The following is a 17,384-nucleotide window of genomic DNA, read 5'->3' on the forward strand; positions in this document are numbered from 1 at the left end:
CGACTCTTCCTAGATGATGGTGGCGCCGTACTCGACGGTCCACTGGCGAACAAAGTTGATGAAGTGCGCCCACACGCCGGTGAGCAGGGCCAGCCCCACGAGGATCATGAGGACACCGCCGAAGATCTGCACCTTGCGGGAGTGGCGGCGCAGCCAGCCGATGGTGCGCATGGCGCGGGCCGAACCCAGGGCGATGAGCAGGAAGGGTAGGCCGAGGCCCAGGCAGTAGGCGATGATGAGGAACACGCCGCGGGCGGCGGTCATGCCCTCCGTGCCAGCGGAGACAGAGATGATCGCGGCCAGTGTCGGCCCCAGGCACGGGGTCCATCCGAGGGCGAAAACGCCACCGAGCAGCGGCGCCCCCACCCAGGTGGTGAGTTTCTTCGGGGCCATGCGGGTGTCGCGCTGGAGCGCCGGGACCATGCCCATGAACACCACGCCCATGAGGATGGTGATGACACCGCCGACCCGCATGAGGGTCTCCGCGTTGAGGGTGAGCATGCTGATCGCGCCGAACACGGTGACCGTGGCCAGCACAAACACCACGGTGAAACCGAGGATGAACAGAAGGGCCGCCCCGGCGACCGCCCACTGGCGTTTTTTCGTCACGACGGCGCCGTGCTCGGCGTCGTGGCGCACCTCACCGCCGACGATGCCGGCGAGATAGGACATGTAGCCGGGGACCAGCGGCACCACGCACGGCGAGGCGAAACTGACCAGACCGGCGGCCGCCGCAGCCAACAGCCCCAAAATGAGGGGACCGGAGGCGGCGGCGTCCGCGAAAAGCTGCCCGAGTTCGGTCATGCAGTGCCCTCGATGAGGGGGAGGGCGACGTCGAGAAGCTCCTGATCCGTGATCTCCTTGAGGAACACCGCCGCCGGGCGGTGCTCACGGTCCAGGATGATCGTCGTCGGGATGACCGAGGACGGCACACCGCCGAGGTGGGCGGCCGAGCGGAACGGCGGATCATAAATCGAGGGGTAGGTCAGACCGTTATCCAGGATGAAGTCCTGCGCGATGGTGCGGTTGTAGTCCTTGACGTTGATGCCCAGCACCGTGCCACCGAGGGGCTCGATCTCCTCTTGGACACGCTGCAGATCATCAGCCTCGGAACGGCACGGCGCGCACCACTGGCCCCAGGCGTTGAGGATGACCACCTCGCCCTCAAAATCCGACAAGGAGATCTCGGTGCCTTCCTCCATGAGGGAATCGCCGCCGAAATCGGGCAGCGGGGCGCGCTCGTCCTCCTCGTAGAAGATCTCCATCTGCCCGCCCGGGGAATGGAACTGGAAGGTGCCGCCCACGGCGACGGCACTCTTCGCAGCGTCCGAATCCTGGCCGCAGGCCGTCAGCGTGAGGGAGACAGCGGCGAGCACGGCCGCAGTCAGGCGCAAGCGCATCAGATGTCCTTCGCGGGGGTGGTGTAAAAGATGTCGGTGATCTCCCCGCCGTCGAAAACCAGCGAGGTCACAGACGCCAGCTCACACTGGCGGCTGGCGTGCGCCAGCGGCAGGCCCATGACGTGGCGCTGCACCATGACGATCGGCAGCTGATGGCTGACCAGGATCGCCTCGTGGCCCTGCGCTTCGCGACGCGTGGCGTGCACGGCGTTCATCATGCGCTCGGCGATGTCGACGTAAGACTCGCCCCAGCTCGGCTCAAGCGGGTTGACCATGAGCGGCCAACGGACGGGGTTCCACAGCTGGGAACGCCAGCCCTTGGTACGCAGCCCCTCGAAGCGGTTGCCCGCCTCGACGATGCCCTCGACGGTGTCTACTTCCAGTCCCGTGACCTCGGCGAAAGGCTCGGAGGTCTCCTGGGCGCGCTGCAGCGGGGAGGCACCCAGGTAGGTGACGTCATGGTCCTCGAAGGACCGGGCCACGCGCGCGGCCTGGGAACGGCCGCGGGAGGACAGGTGGTAGCCGGGGATCGTGCCGTAGAGGATGCGACCCGGATTGTGGACCTCGCCGTGGCGGATGAGGTGGACGATCGTGTGCGACATGACAGTTCCTTAAGCGGTGGCTGCGGCGGCGGCCTGGGCGGCCGGGACGAGTGCTTCCTCGATACGGGAGAAATCTTCGTCGGAAAGCGCCGTCGACACAAACCAGGTCTCGAACACGCTCGGCGGGGCGTAGACGCCGTTGTCCAGCAGGGCGTGGAAGAACGGCGGGTAGCGGAAGGTGTCGGCGGCTTTCATGTCGGTGAAGTTGTGGCCCTCGCCCTCGGCGAAACGGATGGACAGCATCGTCGCGGCGCGCTGGATGTGATGGGCCACGCCCTCGCGGCTCAGGGCCTGCGAGATGAGATCGGCAAGCCGATCGGCGTTAGCGTGCAGGACCGGGTAGATGTCCTCGGAGGCCAGACGCAGGGAGGCCTGCCCCGCCGCCATCGCCACCGGGTTACCGGACAGGGTGCCCGCCTGGTACACGGGGCCGGAGGGAGCCAGGTGCTCCATGATGTCGGCGCGCCCACCGAAGGCGGCGGCCGGCAGGCCACCGGAGACGACCTTGCCGAAGGTGGTGAGGTCACCGGCCACGCCGTCGACGCCGTACCAACCCGAGTAGGAGGTGCGGAAACCGGTCATGACCTCGTCGAGGATGAGCAGCGCGCCGTCGGCGTGGGCGATCTCCTTGAGAGCGGCGTTGAAGCCCTCGCGCGGAGCGACCGTGCCCATGTTGCCGGCCGCGGCCTCGGTGATGATGCAGGCGATCTCCCCCGGGTGCTCGGCGAAAGCCTGCTTCACAGCCTCCAGGTCGTTGTAGGGCACGACGATGGTGTCAGCCGCCGAGGCACCGGTGACACCCGGCGAATCCGGCAGGGCGAAGGTGGCGACACCGGAACCGGCGGAGGCCAGCAACGCGTCGACGTGTCCGTGGTAGCAGCCGTCGAACTTGATGATCTTTGGACGCCCTGTGAAACCGCGGGCCAGACGCACGGCGGACATGGTGGCCTCGGTGCCGGAGTTGACCAGGCGGACCTCCTCGACGGAGGTGCGGTCGATGATCATCTGGGCGAGGTCAATCTCCGCCTCGGTCGGGGCGCCGAAGGACAGGCCTTTGGCGGTGGCATCGACAACCGCCTGAGTGATCTCCGGGTGGGCGTTGCCGTTAATCATCGGCCCCCAGGAGCAGACGAGGTCGACGTAGTCGTTGCCGTCGACGTCGATAAGCGTCGAACCGTGCGCCGAATCAATGAAACGCGCCTGGCCGCCGACGGAACCGAAGGCACGGACCGGGGAGTTCACCCCGCCGGGGATGACGGCGCGGGCGCGATCGTGCAGCTGCGCGGACTTGTGGGTGCGAGCGGAGGTCGGGGGCGTCACAGTCATGCCCACCATCATACGACCGGGGTCAACCGGGGTTAAACTTTCCCCCCGCTCAGTTGACCACCTTCAGGCCGATGATCCCCCCGATGATCATGACCAGGAAGAACGCCTTCGCCAGGGAGAACACCTCCTGGCCGGTAGCGAAAGACCACACGATGGCCAGGGAGGCGCCGATGCCCACCCACACCGCATACGCAGTCCCCACCGGCAGCTGTTTCAGGGCGATGGCCAGCCCACCCATGGAGACAATGAGCGCCGCGACAAACACCACCGAGGGCCACAGGCGGGTGAAACCGACGGAGCGGTCGAGCGCGATGGCCCACACCGCCTCGAAAGCACCGGAAAGGACGAGAATGATCCAGGACATGGTGACGGACATGAGGAAACCTTTCCTGGCCGTCTTGTCGCGACACCGGGTACGGCTCCCTCGTCCGGGCCCGACTCAACCGGGCTGACTACGCTGGTCAGCCTACCTGAACCAGGCGCGCGGCTGCGGCGCGTGCATCGTCGATGACGGCCGGCACGCCCACTCCCCCGGCCCACGCGCCGGCGACCTCCAGACCCGATACCGCCTCAATGCCCGCGCGGACAGCGGCGACGGTGGCCAGGTGGGTCTCGTCGTAGCGGGGCAGGCCGCCGAACCAGCGCTGCACGTAGATCTCGGCCAGGCCGGCCGCGCGGCCGTCGAAGCCGGTGATGTGGGCGAGGTCGTCGAGGGCGGCGTCGACAAGCAGATCTTCCTCGGCGCGCACCAGCGCGTCATCGCCGAAACGGCCGAAGCTGGCGCGGACCAGGGCGCCACCGCGCTCGCCGACATGCGGCCACTTCTTCGAGGAGAACGTGAATGCCTTGGCCTGCACGTCAGGTTCATCGATGGCGACGAGCACACCGGAGTTGTCCGGCAGGCCCTGCGCGGAATCAAACTTCATGCCGACGACCACCGACGACGCCAGCTGCACCGACTTCAGCTGGGCGGAAGCCTCCGGGGCCACCGACTTCAGCAGCACCGCGGACGTCGGCGCGGGAGCCGTGAGCAGCAGGCGATCATAGGGGGCGTCAGGGTGCACGCCCGGGCCGGAGAGCACATAGCGTTCATCTTCGCGGGCGATGCCAGCCACGAAAGCATCGAGATGGATATCCGCGCCCGACTTCTCCGCCAGGGCCTCATACACCTGGGCATAACCGTGACGGAAGGTGGCGAACACCGGGGTCGGCGTCGAACCAGGATCACGTGGGGTGCGGCGTGACTCGCACAGCGCCACCGCCGCCGACAAGGTGATGTTCTTGCCGGCCTCAGCCAACTCATCGAGAGCCTGCGCCAACTGCGGGATCGTGGCGCGCACACCGAGGTCATCAGCGGCACACGAGTACACCCCGCCGAGCAGGGCGGAGACGATCCGGTCGGTGACTTCCGCGCCGTAGCGCTCACTCACGAGCTTGCCGACGCTGGCGTCACCCCCCACTTCCCAGTCGATCGACGGGGCGTTGCCCTCATCGTCGATACGCGCGGCCGTCTCCGCGGACACGAGGTCAGCGACAGGAGCGGAGGAGGACGGGATACCCATGACACCGCCGCTCGGCAGTGCCCGCAGCTCACCGTCGGAGTAGACGAGCGAACGCAGCCCCGAGGGGCTCACCAGATCATCGGCCAGCCCCAGCTCGGTGAAGAAATCCGTGGCATCGGAACGTAAGGCCAGGTAGGCCTCCGCCCCCATGTCAGTGGGACCCGAATCGAAGGCGACGGTGTGCAGCTTGCCGCCGATGCGGTCCTCCGCCTCGAAGACGTGGATCACCGCCTCCGGGTCAGCCTTGCGGATCTCGTAGGCGCTGACCAGGCCGGCCAGGCCCGCACCGATGATGGCGTAGCGGGTCACGCTCAGTTCTCCTTGTGGTTGGCGTTATCTGCGTGAATGGAGGCGACGGCCTCGGTGATGTCTTCTGCCTTCGTGTTCGGCAGGACACCGTGGCCCAGGTTGAAGATGTGGCCGGTGGCATGGCCCGCCTCCATGGCGCGGGCGGCCTCGGCCTTAATACGGGCAACCTCGGAGGTCACCGCATCGCGGCCGGCGAACAGGATCGCCGGATCCAAGTTGCCCTGCAGGACCTTCGGCCCGGACACGGCGTGAATGCGCTGGGCGGCGACATCGAGCGGCACCCGCCAGTCCACCCCCATGACCTCCGAACCGGCCTCCGACATCGCGCCGAGGATCTCGCCGGTGCCCACACCGAAGTGGATGCGCGGGATCTCCCCCTCGATCTCCTGGAGGATCTCCACCGAGTACGGCAGCACGTGCTCGCGGTAATCACGCTCGGTGAGGAACCCGGCCCAGGAATCGAAGAGCTGCATGGCGTCGATACCGGCGTCGATCTGCTGGCGCAGGAAGGCAGACACCGTCGGGGTGAGTCGACGCATGAGGGCGTGCCAGGTGTCCGGATCACCGTGGATCATGGCCTTGGTCTTCTCGTGGTTCTTGCTCGGCCCGCCCTCGACCAGGTAGCTGGCCAGAGTGAAAGGCGCCCCGACGAAACCGATGAGGGTCTGGGCCTCGGTGAGCTCATCGAGGATGATGCGGATGCCGTCGACGACCTCCGTGACCTCCTCCTCCAGGATCGGCAGCGCGTCGATGTCCGCGCGGGTGGTGATCGCCTTGTCCATCACCGGGCCGCGGCCGGGCACGATCTCCACGCCGACCCCGGCGGCGCGCAGGGGTACGACGATGTCGGAGAAGAGGATCGCGGCGTCGACATCATGGCGGCGCACCGGCTGCATCGTGATCTCCGCCAGCAGCTCCGGCATGAAACAGGAGTCCAGCATGGAGATACCCTCGCGGACCTTGAGGTACTCGGGGAGCGAACGACCCGCCTGGCGCATGAACCACACCGGGGTGCGGGACGGGGTGCGGCCGGCAGCGGCGGCCAGAAGCGGGGCATCAGGAATATCACGACGAGTCATGCCCACCATTGTGGTCCAAAAGTTGGATCCGGGGGTAATTGTCAGCCGACCGCGCGTCGGAAAGCACGCGCACTGTTCGACCTCGCCTCAATCAGCAACGACGACCCGAGCATGAGCACCGTCGCCGCCATGGGGTGCAACACCCCCGCCACCGACGCCAGCAGGGCAATGCCGTTGTAGGTCCAGGCGAAGATGATGTTCGTGTCGATGATCCGGCACACCCGGCGCGACTGGGCGATCAGCTGCGGGATCGCGGACACATCCTGGCGCAGGATGATGACATCGACGTCCGGGTGCCCCGAATGCGTGATGTGGTCGACGTCGTCGCTGGTGTCACTATCGCCCATGAGGATGCCCACATCCGCCACCCGCAGCGAGGACATGACACTCACGTCGCCGACCATCGCCACCGTCGCACCCTGGGTGTGCACCGCCCGCACCGTCTGCGGCTTCTTCGCAGGGGCGATGCCCGCCAGCACCTGCGAGATGCCGATCCGGTCCGCGTATCGACGCGCCACCGGGTACGTGTCCCGCGACAGCATCACCGTCTCAATGCCCTGCTGCTCCAGCTGCTCCACGGCCTCCTGCGCATCGGGCTTGACGTTGTCGTGCAGGCTGATGACACCGCGGTCCTTTCCCTTCCACCGCACGACGATGGGGGTGCCTCCGGAGACCACGGCCGCGGCCAGCCGTCCGTGCAGATCAGACATAGTGCGCGGGCGCCACAGGATCGCCTCCACCTGGGTGGTGGTGACGGTGCCATCGGAGCCGCGGAGCGGCAGATCGACATGCCCCCGGAAACTACCTTGGCCGTCATCCTCCGCGTGGGAGACCTCGATCCAGTGGGGGATGTCCTCGCCGCCGGCGCCCGTGTCGCGGGCCTCGCGGGCCGCCTTGACCAAGGCGCGGGAGACCGGGTGATCGGACTCCAGGGCCAGGGCACCGGCCACGCGCAGGACCAATTCCGGGTTCTCCCCGTGCGCGGCGGTGACCGATTCGACGTGCATGTCGTTTTCCGCGAGGGTGCCCACCCGGTTGAAGATCACCGTGTCGATCATCTCCGCCCGCCGTACCGTGGCGCCGTCGCCGAGGAGGATGCCGTTGCGGGCGGCGGCCTCGATACCGTGGCGGATCGCCAGCGCCGGGGACAGCGCCAGGGCCACCGGTGCCACCGAGGCCAGCACCGCCAGGGAGGTGGCGAATGCCGCGTTGAAGTTACCGGCGATGAGCACCCACAGCAGGAAGTCCAGCGCCGCCAGACCAAGCGCCGCCGGGATGAGCATCGCCGCCGTGCGGGTGGACAACAATGTGGAGTGATTCTGCTTGATGTTGGCGTCGGTCACCCAGCGGTGGATCGCCGCCAGGCGGGTGCGGTGGCCGGTGTGGACGACACGCACCTTGATCCGCCCATCCAGGTTGCGGGAGCCGGCGAAGACATAGGAATTAACCTTCACCTGCTCTTGCTCCTGCTCCCCCGTGCTGATCAACCCGCGATGGACAGTGCAGGAACCACCGACGACCGTGCCGTCGACCGGGATGATCTCCCCCGACTGGACAATGACATCGTCGCCGACGTTGACCTCCTGCAGTGGGATCTTCTCCTCCTCCCGGGCCGGGGTGCCGGGCGCCCGGGACTTCGGGGCCAGGCGCACCAGGTGCTGTGGATCGGGTTTACGCGCCTCCATCTCATCGAGCAGGCTCACCCGGGTGCGCATAGTGATCAGCCGCCCAGCCAGGAGCAGGACGGTCATGCCGCAGGCGACATCGAGGAACAGCTCACCATCGACGATGCGCTGCTGCTGGAACGCGAACCAGTGCGGGGTGGACTGCCAGCCGAGATCGCCCGCCGCGGTGAACAGCAACATGACAATCGACCACACCGTCGCCGCCAGCACCGCCACCGAGCTCGCGGCGTCAAGCGCTGTCAGCCCGCGGCGGGCGCCACCGACCATAGCCCGGTGGAAGGGCCAGGCACCCCAAGTCACCACCGGCGCCGCCAGCGCCAGGGTCAGCCACTGCCACCCATCGAACTGCAGGTCCTCGATGTAGGACATGAGCAGGATCGGAATGGTCAGAGCCAAGCAGATAATCAGCCGGGTGGGGGTCAGCAGGTCACGGGCGGTAAACAGCAGATCCTTCGGCTGGGCGTTGACGGCCTGACGGACCCGGTCCTCGTGCTTGCCCAGAAACCCAGAGCGGCGGGCGCGCTCAAGGTTACGTTCCTCATCCTCCAGGTGTCGCCGGTATTTCCACGGCAGGCGGGAGGCGCGGACCGCGGGGCGGGTGCGTTCCACCGGATCGGGTCGCATGATGCGGCGTCGCAGGGAAGCATCCGTGAGCGTGGCACGCAGGCCGAACGCCTTGATGATCTCGGCGAGATCATCCGGGTCGAGGGTGTCAGGTGCCGTGATCCAGGCCGTCGCACTCGGGGCGACGATGCGGGCCCGCACACCCGGGACCTCCTCCAGGGCGCTTTCGATGTCGGCAACATCGGGGGCGGCGAAATCCCCCTGCAGCTCGAAGGCGTAGGAGACCTTGGGACGGTCCTCGCCGACATACAGGGGGCCGGTGTCCATATCGATGCCCACCGCCCGGGCTGCCGCCCGCGCCTCCTCCAGAGCGGAGGTCACCTGATCATTGCGGGTCATGGGACCAGATTAGTCCCGCTCGTCGCTCATCCGGCGGATGTAGGCGTTGGCATCCGGGCGGAACACCATCACGGCCGCCACGCCGAGCAGCACGCAGATGGCCACCATCGCCAGGCCACCGACCTGGATGGCAAAGGCGGCGATGTTGAAGAAGATGGTCAAGGCGATGACACCGGCGAGCACCCGGCGCGAGATCTTTCCGCCGGATTTCAACTGGGCGCCGAGGGCGGCGATGACCAGGCCGGCGATGATGTTGTACACGCCGATGAAGCGGACGTTGCGATGGTAGGCGTCGATCACCTCGGGCGCGGCGTCTGGGTCACCGCCATAATCCTGGGCCAGGGCGATCATGCCGACGAGCACCAGGAGGATCGCGGTGGCCACCAGGACGTAATAGCCCCAGCGCAGCGAGGACGGCCAAGTGCCGGGAGCCTCGCCCGACTGGCGGCGTGGCCCTCGGTTGGGGTCATCCGGGTTGGCGTACATCCCGGGGAACATGCTGGGCATCGGGGCCTACTTCCTTCGCGGGTCGGTCCGGTTGCCGGAGGGGTCGATCTCCCGGGTCCACCGCAGTGTCTCCTCCCGGAAGGTGAACACCAGACCCATGACGGCGGCCACTCCGACGATGATCTGGACGCTACCGTCAATGACATACATTGCCATGGGCACGTCGTTTCCGCCCGGAGTAGCCATGAACAGCATGAGAATGCGGAAGCCGAAATAGAACCCGAAGACCAGGAGCATGCGGCGGGCCAGGCCGGCGTGTTTGGAACGTCGTTGAATGAGCACCAGCATGAACACCAGAAGCCCCATGACGAGGATGCCCACCGCACCTGCCATGATGATCGACCCGGTGACCATGAGCCTGAGCATGTTGTCGGAGATCTCGGTCGCCTGCTCGGCGCTCATCGTCTCCTTCGCGGCGGCGGTGAGTCCGGAGGGGTCGAGCAGTCCGATGGTGATACTGAGGATCTGGTGGAGGATCTCCCCACCGACCGCCACCCCGAACAGCAGCAGCATGAGGCGGACGGCCTCGGGTTTCTTCTCTGCCATCAGCGGGTGAGTATCCGGGCCGCGTCGGTGGCGAAGTAGGTGAGGATCTGGTTCGCGCCGGCGCGTTTGATGGAGGTCAGTGATTCCATCATGACGGCATCCAGGTCGAGCCAGCCGTGGCGGGCGGCGGCGTGCAGCATCGCATACTCGCCGGAGACCTGGTAGGCGGCGACGGGGACGGGGCTGTGCTGCGCGACGGCGGCGAGGACGTCGAGATACGGCATGGCCGGCTTGACCATGATGAAGTCGGCGCCTTCGTCGATGTCCAGTTCCGCCTCCAGGAGGGATTCACGCAGGTTTGCCGGGTCCTGCTGGTAGGTGCGGCGATCGCCCTGTAGGGAGGAGCCGACGGCCTCGCGGAAGGGGCCGTAGAAGGCGGAGGCGTACTTCGCGGAGTACGCCATGATGGACACATCCTGGTGGCCGGCGGCGTCGAGGGCCTCACGGATGGCCAAGATCTGGCCGTCCATCATGCCGGAGGGGCTGATGATGTGGGCTCCGGCATCGGCCTGGGCGACGGCCATGCGCTGGTAGAGGTCCAGGGTCGCATCATTATCGACGACCGCGCGCCCCCACCGGTCCTCCCGTACGACACCGCAGTGCCCGTGGTCGGTGAACTCATCCAGGCAGGTATCGGCCATGAGGAGCAGGTCATCGCCGAACTCCTCCCGCATGGTGGCCAGCGCCCGGTTGAGCACGCCGTCCGCGGCGCAGGAGGGGCTGCCGTCGGCGTCCTTGTCCTCCTCACGCGGCACGCCGAACAGGTCGACGCAGCGCACACCCGCCTCGAGGGCCTCGTGGGCGGCGCGCTTGAGGCTGTCCAGGGTGTGCTGGTGCACGCCCGGCATGGAGGAGATCTCCCTGGGCGTGTCCAGGCCGTCGGCGATGAACATCGGCAGGATGAGATCCGCCGGGCGCAGGGTCGTCTCCGCGACGAGCTCCCGCATCGCCGGGGTGGTGCGCAGGCGGCGCGGGCGGCGGGTCGGAGTGGACAGGAACGGGGTGGACTGGTCAGTCACAGCGGGCGCTGATCCTTCCATATCAAGGTCTTATGCGGGTGTTCCCCGCCATCTTAGGCGTCTGCCGGATCTAGGCTTCGTCGTTTGCTTTACGACGCGTGCGTCGCTTCTTGCGCGGCGGCGGCAACTGACCGGCCGCACGCAGACCGGCGACGTGGTCGGCGAGGGCGTCGACAAGTTCGGGTACCTCGGCGATCTCCGGCACGACATCCACCCGCAGTCCCATCTCCTTGGCGGTGGCCTCGGTCATGGGGCCGATGCAGGCGATGATGGTGCGCGGGTGCGGCTTACCGGCGATACCGACCAGGTTTTTCACCGTCGACGAGGACGTGAAGCACACGGCGTCGAATCCGCCGGACTTGATCATCTCGCGGATCTCGGCCGAGGGCGGGGCGGCGCGCACGGTGCGGTAGGCGACCACGTCGTCGACTTCCCAGCCGAGGTCGACCAGGCCGTCGACAAGCACATCGGTGGCGATGTCGGCGCGCGGCAGCAACACCCGACCAACCGGGTCGAGTTCCTCCACGTACTCGGGGAAGACCTCGACCAGGCCGGCGGCGTTCTGCTTGGTCACCGCCGGCAGCAACTCCGGTGTCATACCGAGGTCGCTGACCGCCTGCGCGGTCTTCGTGCCAACAGCCGCCAGGCGCACACCGGCGAAGGAGCGGGCGTCCAGCCCGTACTCGACGATCTTCTCCCACACGGCCGCCACGGCGTTGACGGAGGTGAACACCACCCACTGGTAGCGGCCTTCGACGATGCCCTTGATGGCGCGTTCCATCTGTGCCGGGTTTCGCGGCGGTTCCACGGAGATCGTCGGCACGGCCTGCGGGATCGCGCCGTAGCCGGAGAGCCGGGCGCTCATCGACGCCGCCTGTTCCTTGGTACGCGGCACAAGCACACGCCAGCCGTAGAGCGGGCGGTTCTCCCACCAGGAGTACTTGGTGCGGTCATCGACACCCTTGCCCAGGGTGACCACGAGCTGCCCGGGCAGTTCCACGTCGAGGCGGCTCAGGGTGCCCAGGGTCGCGTCGTGGGTGCGCTGCAGGCGCGTGGTGCCGTTGACGGTGACGGAGACGGGCGTGTCCGCAGCCATGCCGCGTTCGCTGAGTTCGGTGGCGATGGTGTCCAGGTCCGCCTCGGTGGCCTGCAGCACCAGCGGCTGCGGGGCGGAGGCGAGCTGCTCCCAGTCGACGTTGTTCTCCGTGACGTCGGTTTCGGTGTACGTCGAACCCAGGGCGATGCCCGCGAAAGACGGCACCGTCGACGGCAGAGACATACCCGGCACCACCTGGAACTCCAGGCCTGCGGCGGCGACGGCGGCAATCTCCGCCATCGTCTGGTCACGGGTGAGCGGGTTGCCGGTCACCAGGCGGATGACGTCGCCGTCACCTTCGGCCAGTGCCTCCGACAGCTGCTTCACGACGTCGCCCGTCTCCCCCACCACGACCTCGCGGATATCCGCGGCAGTCGGGGCCGGGGGGCGCGGCGGGCGGCGGCGGGCACCAGCGGCCTTGGCCTCGGCGCAGATGCGCTCGTACTCGGCCTCGGCGGCGTCGATACGCTCCTTCGGCACGGGCAGAGAGGAGGCGACGACCTCGCGTACCCCGGCGAGCACCCCCGGATCGGTCACTGCGATCGAGGTCGTGGCGAGTACCTCGCGGGCTCGCACGGTCAGCAGATCGGGGTTACCGGGGCCTGCACCGACGAAAACGACCTTTCCCGGCTGGGAGGTCTGTGGGGCCATGCTCATACGGATCTTTTCTAGTGTGGGGGATGCTCACAACAGGTCAGGACACACATCGTTGCCCGCGTCACGCCTTTAAGGGGGCCATAAGATCACGGGCAAATGATGGTGTGGTATTCACACCTTAATTTAGGAAGCCCGGATTACGAAAACACGGGCTTGTCCGGTGCGGGCTACTCAGCCGACGATGCGGGCCAGTTCCTCGACATACTCGTCGGCCCGCGGGGTCGAGATGATGATGCGGTTGACGGTCGCGGACTGCAAATCAATGAGGATGCCGGGGCCTTTACCATGACAGACCGCGAAGGTCTGGGCGCCGGTGCCATCACTGGCCGTGAAGGTCCCGGTGCTGGTCACGCCCTTGATGCGGGTGCCGGGGGCACGCTTGTGGGCGGGCACCGCGCGGGCCAGGCTGCAGGCATCGTCGACAACGCGGACGTCGGTGATCACCCGCGTGGGGATGGTCAGGTGCGAACGCCGGGCGGCGATCTTCTCCCACCAGTCCAGAGTGACGGTCACCTGCCGGTCAGTGATCTTGAGTACAGCCATGATCAAACAACTCTACCCCTGCCGGGGGTTAGCGGTCGATGAGCTGGGAGGCACCACGTCCCAGCAGGTCTGCGGCCGCTTCCTCGCCGAGGGTGACCGGATCACGGCCGGTGCCCTCGAAGATCAGCTGCTGCGAGCCGTCGAGGGCGAAAACACCGGCGGTGAGTTGGATGGTGCCGTCGGCGTCGAGGGTGGCATGGGAGGCGACCGGGGCGGTGCAGCCGGCCTCGAGGCGGTTGAGCACGATGCGTTCGGTGCGGGCGCAGGTGGAGGCGGCGGCGTCGAGCAGCTTATCGATCGCCGCGACGGCGTCCGCGTCATCCGCGCGGCACTCGATGGCCAACGCGCCCTGGGCCGGGGCCGGGAGGATGAGCTCCGGGCCGAAGACCTGGGTGGCGCGGTCGCCCATGTCAACACGGGTCAGCCCGGCGTAGGCCAGGACCACCGCGTCCAACTCCCCGTCGGTGACATAGCCCATCCGGGTCTCAATGTTGCCGCGCAGCGGGCGGATGTCCAGGTCCGGGCGGTGGGCCTTAAGCTGGGAGATGCGGCGCGGGGCGGAGGTACCCACCCGGGCGCCTTCCGGCAGGGTGTCCAGGGTGAGGCCATCGCGGGCGATGAGGGCTTCGCGGGCGTCGGCACGCACCGGCACCACGAGGTGGAAGCGCTCGTCGGGGGCGGTGGGCAGGTCCTTGAAGGAGTGCACCGCGATATCGCACTCACCGTCATCCAGCGCCTCGCGCAGCTTCTGGGTGAACACGCCCACCCCGATCCGCTCGACGGGGGCCATGTTGACATCCCCCTCGGTGGTGACCAGGTGCAGCTCCGCCTCATGGCCAGCGGCGATGAGCGCATCGCGCATGTGGCCAGCCTGCGTGGTGGCAAGCTTCGAACGACGGGTTCCGATCTTGAACATTCGGGAGGTCTCCTTTAAGTGGTGGTGAGCTTGCCCGCAGGCAGGTCGGCGACGTCAACGGCGACGGGCGGGGCATCTGTGACCAGGCCAAAGAGTTCCTGCAGCGCGGATTCATAGGACACGACACCGGATTCGGCGGCGAGTTTTTTCACCCGCACGGTCGGCTCGTGGAGGAGCTTATCGACGACCCGCCGCACCGTCCGCGACACTTCCTCAAATTCCGGCTCGTCGATGCCGGGGGTGCGGCCACGCAGGCGGTCCAGTTCACCGTTGATGAGCTCGGCCGCGTGTCGACGCAGCGCCGACACTGCCGGCACCACATCCCGCACCCGCTGTTCGGAGCTGTACTCCTGGAGTTGTTCGGCCACGATGGCCAAGGCCTCCTGATGGCCGGTCGAATGGTCGCCGCGGCCGGAGATGGTCTGGTGCAGGCGCTCGATGTTGACCAGGTGCACGCCGTCGAACTGGGCGACAGCGTCGTCGATGTCACGGGGCATGGACAGGTCGATGAGCATGAGTTCGCGTCCACGTGCGGCGGGAATGTCGGCCGGGGTGATGGTGAATTCATCGGCGCCGGTAGCTGATACCGCCAGGTCAACGTCCCCCAGGGTGGTGGCGCGGTCGCGGAAGTCGACGACCCCGGCCGGCACGCCGGCCTCCCGCGAATGCTCCGCCAGGCGTTCTGCCCGGCTGCGGGTCCGATTGGCGATGATGAGCTTATCGACGCCCAACCGCCCCAGATGCGTCGCCGCCAGCGAGGCCATCGCCCCGGCCCCGAGCACCAGCGCGGTCTTGCCCTGCAGGTTGTCAGTGTGCAGGTGCTCGAGCGCCTCGTCGACAGCGACGGTGACCATGGAGGCACCGGCGTCGTCGATATCTGTCTCCGAGTGGACACGCTTGCCGGTATGCAGCGCAGTCTGCGCCAGTCGGTGCAGGCTCTGGCCGACGGTGCCCTTCTCGGAAGCCTCCTGGTAGGCGGTACGTACCTGCCCGATGATCTGCTGCTCACCGACGACCATGGAGTCCAGCCCGGAGGCGACGACCATCATGTGCTCAGCGGCAGCGTCGGCGTAGCGGACATAGAGGTAGCCGCGGAGGGTATCGATGTCGACATCCGAGATCGCATGCAGCACCTCGACCACATCCTGGACGCCGGAATGAAAGGAGTTGGTCACGCAGTAAATTTCCAGGCGGTTACACGTGGAGACGATCATCGCCTCACTGAGCGAGGGGCGCTCCACGAGCCGGGAGGTGGTGTCGTTGCGGACCGTCTCGTCCATGCTCAACCGCTCGAGCAACGCCACGGGCGCCGACCGGTGAGACATTCCCACGACGAGCACACTCACGTTTTCCTTCACCGCTTTCCATTCAACTACATCGCCCCGGGGCACGCCGTGCACGCACCCTCGGGGCGGATCATACAAAAGGATACCCCCGACTGACAGGAAATCCACACCCGGCCCGCCCGATCAGGCCAGAGCCTCCTGAAGTTCGGCATCGTCGACCTCCCAGCAAGCGAACTCCTCACCGTCGATGACCACCACCGGAACCCGGTCGCCGAACTCCACAGCTAAGGCACGATCATGATCGACGTTGCACACTTGCAGGGTGAGACCGGCCGCTTCCACGATGGGGGAGATCTGCTTCTCGACGCGCGCACACGATCCACACGTCGTCCGGATCATCAGCTCCACCGTTTCCGCCATGCTCCACAGTCTCCTTCGTCGGGGCCTACCATGGACACGATACCGCCCCACCCCACGCCCGATGTACACAGGAAGGCTCGGACACGACCATGAGCCCCTCCCCGCAGGACCCCCTCTTCCCCGGCAGCCCCGGCGAATTCCTCGCCAGCTGGAGCGCCACCCGCGGCAACCTGCGCCGCTTCCTGGAGGACCGCGCCCTGCCGCCCATCGACGAACAGTCCCAGCGCGCCGCAGGCGAAGCCGCCGCAGCCGCCGCCGTGCAGGAGACCTTCGGCATCGAGCTCGACGCTTTCTCCTCCGGCGTCGACTCCGTCTCCGGCTCCATCGAGGCCGCCGGCGGCTTCCACATCTCCCTCCCCGATCCGGACATCCCGCAGGACGTCGGCGCCGCCGCCTTCTTCGACGTCGACAACACCCTCATCCAGGGTTCTTCACTCGTCGTCTTCGCCATCGGACTGGCCCGCAAGAAATACTTCCGACTCTCCGAGATCCTCCCCATCGCCTGGAAGCAGATCAAGTTCCGCATCACCGGCTCCGAGAACGCCGCCGACGTCGCCGAAGGCCGCACCCAGGCCCTGGAGTTCATCAAAGGCAAGCGCGTCGACGAACTGGTCGAACTCTGCGAGGACATCGTCGACTCCACCATGATCGACAAAGCCTGGCCCGCCACCCGCGAGCTCGCCCGCATGCACCTCGCCGCCGGCCACCAGGTGTGGCTCGTGTCCGCCACCCCGGTGCAGCTCGCCCACATCCTGGCCAAGCGCTTCGGGTTCACCGGCGCCCTGGGCACCGTCGCCGAAGTCAAAGACGGCGTCTTCACCGGACGTCTCGTCGGCGACATCCTCCACGGGCCCGGCAAGAAGCACGCCGTCGCCGCGCTCGCCGCCATCGAGCAACTCGACCTCCAGCGCTGCACCGCCTACTCCGACTCCATCAACGACATCCCCATGCTGTCCATGGTGGGCACCGCCGTCGCCATCAACCCCGACGCCAAGCTCCGCAAGGAGGCCGCCCAGCGCGGCTGGCAGGTCCGCGACTACCGCTCCGTCCGCCGCGCCGTCCGGGCATACGGCCTGCCCGCCCTGGCCACCGCCGCCGCGAGCCTGTTCTCCTGGCGGGTCTTCCGCAAGGGCAAGCCGCCCGCCGGCGCGGCCGAGTAGCCGGGTCCGGCCACCCTCTGCGCAACGTCAGACACCCCCACCCCACTACGCCCGACCCGGCGCACCTAAGACCCCAGGGCCGTCTGACGTTCGGCAGATACCGCCCGCCCCTGGAATCACCACGGGCCGCCACCCGGTGAAGGGTGACGGCCCGTGGTCGGCCAAGAATTACTTGCCCAGCTTACGACGCTGAACGCGGGTGCGGCGCAGCATCTTGCGGTGCTTCTTCTTGGACATGCGCTTGCGGCGCTTCTTGATGACAGAACCCATGGGGTCTCCTCGGATTGTTGAGACTTACGTACGTAACC

Annotated in this window: 18 protein-coding genes and 1 riboswitch; of the genes, 1 reads left to right on the forward strand and 17 read right to left on the reverse strand. The window is 67.3% G+C overall.

Translation table 11 applies throughout. From position 1 onward, the window contains the following. Nucleotides 1-9: 9 nt before the first annotated feature. From Q4G50_RS04310 to Q4G50_RS04385, 16 genes are all read right to left on the reverse strand, one after another. Nucleotides 10-804, reverse strand: a complete 795-nt coding sequence (locus Q4G50_RS04310; RefSeq protein ID WP_303376411.1) for a cytochrome c biogenesis CcdA family protein — start codon at nucleotides 802-804, stop codon at nucleotides 10-12. After that, the gene (locus Q4G50_RS04315; RefSeq protein ID WP_303376412.1) at nucleotides 801-1,400 is read right to left on the reverse strand and encodes a TlpA disulfide reductase family protein; all 600 of its coding nucleotides are present in this window, start codon (nucleotides 1,398-1,400) and stop codon (nucleotides 801-803) included. The genes Q4G50_RS04310 and Q4G50_RS04315 overlap by 4 nt, the downstream gene beginning before the upstream one ends. After that, entirely contained in the window at nucleotides 1,400-2,002 is a 603-nt protein-coding gene (locus Q4G50_RS04320; protein WP_303376413.1) for a histidine phosphatase family protein, read from the reverse strand. The genes Q4G50_RS04315 and Q4G50_RS04320 overlap by 1 nt, the downstream gene beginning before the upstream one ends. Nucleotides 2,003-2,011: 9 nt before the next feature. Next, on the reverse strand, nucleotides 2,012-3,337 hold the full coding sequence (gene hemL, locus Q4G50_RS04325) for a glutamate-1-semialdehyde 2,1-aminomutase (protein WP_303376456.1): 1,326 nt from the start codon (nucleotides 3,335-3,337) through the stop codon (nucleotides 2,012-2,014). Between the two features lie 40 nt (nucleotides 3,338-3,377). After that, entirely contained in the window at nucleotides 3,378-3,692 is a 315-nt protein-coding gene (locus tag Q4G50_RS04330; RefSeq protein WP_303376457.1) for a multidrug efflux SMR transporter, read from the reverse strand. A 24-nt stretch (nucleotides 3,693-3,716) separates the two neighbouring features. Next, nucleotides 3,717-3,781, reverse strand: a riboswitch (guanidine-III (ykkC-III) riboswitch). Between the two features lie 8 nt (nucleotides 3,782-3,789). Next, complete coding sequence (locus Q4G50_RS04335; RefSeq protein ID WP_303376414.1) at nucleotides 3,790-5,199, reverse strand: protoporphyrinogen oxidase; 1,410 nt, start codon at nucleotides 5,197-5,199, stop codon at nucleotides 3,790-3,792. A 2-nt stretch (nucleotides 5,200-5,201) separates the two neighbouring features. Then, entirely contained in the window at nucleotides 5,202-6,278 is a 1,077-nt protein-coding gene (gene hemE, locus Q4G50_RS04340) for a uroporphyrinogen decarboxylase (protein ID WP_303376415.1), read from the reverse strand. A gap of 41 nt (nucleotides 6,279-6,319) precedes the next feature. Further along, nucleotides 6,320-8,926 carry a cation-translocating P-type ATPase gene (locus Q4G50_RS04345; RefSeq protein ID WP_303376416.1) on the reverse strand — a complete coding sequence of 869 codons (2,607 nt, stop codon included), beginning with the start codon at nucleotides 8,924-8,926 and terminating at the stop codon, nucleotides 6,320-6,322. Between the two features lie 9 nt (nucleotides 8,927-8,935). Further along, nucleotides 8,936-9,433: a hypothetical protein gene (locus Q4G50_RS04350; protein ID WP_303376417.1), complete on the reverse strand. Its 498-nt coding sequence runs from the start codon at nucleotides 9,431-9,433 to the stop codon at nucleotides 8,936-8,938. A 6-nt stretch (nucleotides 9,434-9,439) separates the two neighbouring features. Continuing rightward, nucleotides 9,440-9,979: a hypothetical protein gene (locus Q4G50_RS04355; RefSeq protein ID WP_303376418.1), complete on the reverse strand. Its 540-nt coding sequence runs from the start codon at nucleotides 9,977-9,979 to the stop codon at nucleotides 9,440-9,442. Next, entirely contained in the window at nucleotides 9,979-10,974 is a 996-nt protein-coding gene (gene hemB / locus Q4G50_RS04360) for a porphobilinogen synthase (protein ID WP_303376458.1), read from the reverse strand. The genes Q4G50_RS04355 and hemB overlap by 1 nt, the downstream gene beginning before the upstream one ends. A gap of 94 nt (nucleotides 10,975-11,068) precedes the next feature. After that, nucleotides 11,069-12,751 (reverse strand): uroporphyrinogen-III synthase, encoded by a 1,683-nt coding sequence (locus tag Q4G50_RS04365; protein WP_303376419.1) that lies wholly within the window; start codon nucleotides 12,749-12,751, stop codon nucleotides 11,069-11,071. Between the two features lie 171 nt (nucleotides 12,752-12,922). Further along, a complete protein-coding gene (locus Q4G50_RS04370; RefSeq protein WP_303376420.1) occupies nucleotides 12,923-13,294 on the reverse strand; it encodes a hypothetical protein in 372 nt (123 codons plus the stop codon). Between the two features lie 28 nt (nucleotides 13,295-13,322). After that, nucleotides 13,323-14,210 (reverse strand): hydroxymethylbilane synthase, encoded by an 888-nt coding sequence (hemC, locus tag Q4G50_RS04375; RefSeq protein WP_303376421.1) that lies wholly within the window; start codon nucleotides 14,208-14,210, stop codon nucleotides 13,323-13,325. A gap of 14 nt (nucleotides 14,211-14,224) precedes the next feature. Further along, a complete protein-coding gene (locus Q4G50_RS04380) occupies nucleotides 14,225-15,556 on the reverse strand; it encodes a glutamyl-tRNA reductase (RefSeq protein WP_303376422.1) in 1,332 nt (443 codons plus the stop codon). A 123-nt stretch (nucleotides 15,557-15,679) separates the two neighbouring features. Beyond that, nucleotides 15,680-15,916 (reverse strand): glutaredoxin family protein, encoded by a 237-nt coding sequence (locus Q4G50_RS04385; protein ID WP_303376423.1) that lies wholly within the window; start codon nucleotides 15,914-15,916, stop codon nucleotides 15,680-15,682. 89 nt (nucleotides 15,917-16,005) lie between these two features. Between Q4G50_RS04385 and Q4G50_RS04390 the strand changes: the two genes are divergently transcribed. After that, nucleotides 16,006-17,076 (forward strand): HAD-IB family hydrolase, encoded by a 1,071-nt coding sequence (locus Q4G50_RS04390; RefSeq protein ID WP_303376424.1) that lies wholly within the window; start codon nucleotides 16,006-16,008, stop codon nucleotides 17,074-17,076. Nucleotides 17,077-17,244: 168 nt separating this feature from the next. Here the strand turns inward: Q4G50_RS04390 and Q4G50_RS04395 are convergent, their stop codons facing one another. Then, nucleotides 17,245-17,346, reverse strand: coding sequence for an AURKAIP1/COX24 domain-containing protein (locus Q4G50_RS04395; protein WP_003855542.1), 102 nt, complete (start codon nucleotides 17,344-17,346; stop codon nucleotides 17,245-17,247). Between the last annotated feature and the right edge of the window lie 38 nt (nucleotides 17,347-17,384).

The organism is Corynebacterium sp. (assembly GCF_030538285.1).
Lineage (GTDB): Bacteria > Actinomycetota > Actinomycetes > Mycobacteriales > Mycobacteriaceae > Corynebacterium.

Excerpts from the sequence above, each read along its gene's own strand:
- Q4G50_RS04350 (WP_303376417.1), bottom strand. The coding sequence starts at position 9,433 with ATGCCCAGCATGTTCCCCGGGATGTACGCCAACCCGGATGACCCCAAC.
- Q4G50_RS04315 (WP_303376412.1), bottom strand. The coding sequence starts at position 1,400 with ATGCGCTTGCGCCTGACTGCGGCCGTGCTCGCCGCTGTCTCCCTCACG.
- Q4G50_RS04390 (WP_303376424.1), top strand. The coding sequence starts at position 16,006 with ATGAGCCCCTCCCCGCAGGACCCCCTCTTCCCCGGCAGCCCCGGCGAA.
- Q4G50_RS04310 (WP_303376411.1), bottom strand. The coding sequence starts at position 804 with ATGACCGAACTCGGGCAGCTTTTCGCGGACGCCGCCGCCTCCGGTCCC.
- hemE (WP_303376415.1), bottom strand. The coding sequence starts at position 6,278 with ATGACTCGTCGTGATATTCCTGATGCCCCGCTTCTGGCCGCCGCTGCC.
- Q4G50_RS04320 (WP_303376413.1), bottom strand. The coding sequence starts at position 2,002 with ATGTCGCACACGATCGTCCACCTCATCCGCCACGGCGAGGTCCACAAT.
- Q4G50_RS04345 (WP_303376416.1), bottom strand. The coding sequence starts at position 8,926 with ATGACCCGCAATGATCAGGTGACCTCCGCTCTGGAGGAGGCGCGGGCG.
- Q4G50_RS04365 (WP_303376419.1), bottom strand. The coding sequence starts at position 12,751 with ATGAGCATGGCCCCACAGACCTCCCAGCCGGGAAAGGTCGTTTTCGTC.
- Q4G50_RS04385 (WP_303376423.1), bottom strand. The coding sequence starts at position 15,916 with ATGGCGGAAACGGTGGAGCTGATGATCCGGACGACGTGTGGATCGTGT.
- hemL (WP_303376456.1), bottom strand. The coding sequence starts at position 3,337 with ATGGTGGGCATGACTGTGACGCCCCCGACCTCCGCTCGCACCCACAAG.
- Q4G50_RS04370 (WP_303376420.1), bottom strand. The coding sequence starts at position 13,294 with ATGGCTGTACTCAAGATCACTGACCGGCAGGTGACCGTCACTCTGGAC.
- Q4G50_RS04395 (WP_003855542.1), bottom strand. The coding sequence starts at position 17,346 with ATGGGTTCTGTCATCAAGAAGCGCCGCAAGCGCATGTCCAAGAAGAAG.
- hemC (WP_303376421.1), bottom strand. The coding sequence starts at position 14,210 with ATGTTCAAGATCGGAACCCGTCGTTCGAAGCTTGCCACCACGCAGGCT.
- Q4G50_RS04330 (WP_303376457.1), bottom strand. The coding sequence starts at position 3,692 with ATGTCCTGGATCATTCTCGTCCTTTCCGGTGCTTTCGAGGCGGTGTGG.
- Q4G50_RS04355 (WP_303376418.1), bottom strand. The coding sequence starts at position 9,979 with ATGGCAGAGAAGAAACCCGAGGCCGTCCGCCTCATGCTGCTGCTGTTC.